The 2095-nt window shown below is 60.6% G+C and carries 2 protein-coding genes and 2 pseudogenes; 1 reads left to right on the plus strand and 3 read right to left on the minus strand.

Features of this window, described 5'->3' with window-relative positions:
* Positions 1 to 150: 150 nt before the first annotated feature.
* Positions 151 to 426 (minus strand): hypothetical protein, encoded by a 276-nt coding sequence (locus F7R02_RS25110; protein WP_003486532.1) that lies wholly within the window; start codon positions 424 to 426, stop codon positions 151 to 153.
* 43 nt (positions 427 to 469) lie between these two features.
* Positions 470 to 751, minus strand: a complete 282-nt coding sequence (locus F7R02_RS25115) for a hypothetical protein (RefSeq protein WP_003486531.1) — start codon at positions 749 to 751, stop codon at positions 470 to 472.
* Between the two features lie 679 nt (positions 752 to 1430).
* Between F7R02_RS25115 and F7R02_RS25120 the strand changes: the two are divergent.
* Positions 1431 to 1973, plus strand: a pseudogene (locus F7R02_RS25120) (DUF3182 family protein); the annotation flags it as partial.
* Between the two features lie 4 nt (positions 1974 to 1977).
* Here F7R02_RS25120 and F7R02_RS25125 read toward each other — a convergent pair.
* Positions 1978 to 2095 (minus strand): annotated as a pseudogene (locus F7R02_RS25125) (IS5-like element ISCARN85 family transposase); the annotation flags it as partial.

The raw sequence follows: 2095 nt of genomic DNA on the forward strand, positions 1-2095 counted from the left end.
ATCTCGCGCCGGGTCTGCTTGCGCTTGCCCAGGCCCTCAGCGTCACCGAACGTCAGCTGCATAGATGATCCTCTACATGATGAGGCGGGTAGTGTCGCGTATCTGTGGTGCGTTGTTCAGAGCTTCCCTAGGCGGCTCCGGGGAGGTCGGTCAGGCCCATTGCGGCTGGGCAACGGGCGACATGCCCAATGGTCTGGCAGGCACCTTGGGTGCGCGCACGGCGTCCTGCGCACTGCGGCAGGTACGCGCCATGCGGGCGGTGCGTTCGCGAATCAACGCGTGTTCGCTGGCCGGCGCGCTGCCCAACAGACTGGCGACGTGGAAGCCAAGGATTTCCTCCGCGCGGTCGCCCTGGTCGCTGACGATGTGCGGCACCAACCGCTCCAGTCGTTCCAGCTCCTGCTGCACTTGATACGGGGTTTTCATGACGATCTCCAATGAAAAACAGGTGTTGCTGGGTACTGCGGACTCAACTATTGCGTGCGCCCAGACGCTGCCAGCAATCGGTTGCCAACTGTTCGTAGTTGGACTGCGTGCTGGATGAGATGAAGTGATGCTCCAGGCGGTCACGGAACAGGCGCAGACGTTCCTGGTCGCTCGAACGCGGGGCTTGCAGATAGATATCGCAGGCCATTTTCACCACCGGGGACAACTCGCTGAACTTGCCTGCGCCAAGGTTGCCCTGGGCATGCCGCGCCTGCCAATGCGCGATTTCGGCCTGTACATCGATGACGGATGGATCTCTGCTCATGGCTTGGGGTGTTCCGGTATAAACAAACTTGACCTGCAGGGTAACTGCGGGTATGTCAACGATTGATCATCGAACCCGACCATTGCAGCACTTCGGCGCGTTGCACGCTTAATTGGTCAGATTGTTCGACTGCATCTGCACGCGGCGCATGCAGGCGCGTGCATGTGGTCAACGCGCACCACGTGACGCGTTTGTAACCGCGTTGTCGAAACAACGCGTTGGTCTCGTACGCGTTCTGATGTCACGACAGTAGTGCACCCGACCACCTTGGGCCCCGTATGTGATCGCCGCTCAGGCGAAAATCGACTTTGTAATGCCGCATTTCACGGAAGATTCTGAACCGCTCCACACTTATGTAACGTTTGATCATTAAGGTAAGCGGCGACGTAATGGAGCGAGAGTACCCAGGATGCAGGACAGCGAGACCAGTAGCCGTAAGCCGCATCATGCAAGCGGCACACCTGAAGCCCGCGTGTGGTGGCACGCCTTGTTGGAGTTGCGCGGCGGGCGTATCGCCATCAGTTTGATCGTGGTGTTCCTGATTGTGCTTGGCCTGTATCTGGCACTGAAGTAAGGCTCCGGCGACAGTAAGGCTCCGGCGACACCCACGTCCACGACTCGTCCCTCAGCTGCGACCGAGGCCAGCAACGACGCGCGATCACGCCTCAGGGGAGAGGTCATGGCACAGACGCACTACCGACAGGTGCTTGGGCATGCCACGCGCCCCGTGCCCGAGCATGGTCATGAGCGTGCAACGCATGCTTGGGTGTGTGGCGAAATTGCGCGTTTGCTGGGCGTGCGCGATGCCGGCGTCGCCGGCCATGGCGTCGTTGAAGCTGGAACGTTCCACGTACCCGATGACACGCTCACCACCGCACAAGCACGCGGACTGGGTATCCAAGGCGCCGGCGACTTGCTCGGAGGTATCGTGCCGCATGCGTTTCTGGCGACCAAGGTCATCGGTCACCCACTGATTTGCGCCGATGCGGCAAGCACGGCGGGCTGGGATCAGGCGCTAGCCATATCACTGATTCCCGCCACGCTGCCGGGCTACACCGCGTTTTCTCGCCAGGATGCCTTGCATGCGTTCGAGGCGCTGTCCGGCGGCGGAGACGTGCGCCTGAAGCTACCCACCGGCGTAGGTGGCAACGACCAGTGGCGCATTGCCGATGCATGGCAGCTGACGCAGATGCTGGACAGCCTGCCCGATACCTATCTAGGGCCTGTTAACACATCCGAAGCCCATCAACGACTAGGACGAAGCTGAGGAATCCAAGGAACATGACATCCAGCTTCTCGAAGCGCGAGAAAATCCGGCGGTAGCCTTTCAAGCGACGGAACAGT

Origin of the sequence: Xanthomonas cissicola (assembly GCF_008801575.1) — a bacterium.
Lineage (GTDB): Bacteria > Pseudomonadota > Gammaproteobacteria > Xanthomonadales > Xanthomonadaceae > Xanthomonas > Xanthomonas cissicola.

Coding starts and splice junctions, on each gene's coding strand:
- F7R02_RS25110 (WP_003486532.1), bottom strand. CDS start 426: ATGAAAACCCCGTATCAAGTGCAGCAGGAGCTGGAACGACTGGAGCGG.
- F7R02_RS25115 (WP_003486531.1), bottom strand. CDS start 751: ATGAGCAGAGATCCATCCGTCATCGATGTACAGGCCGAAATCGCGCAT.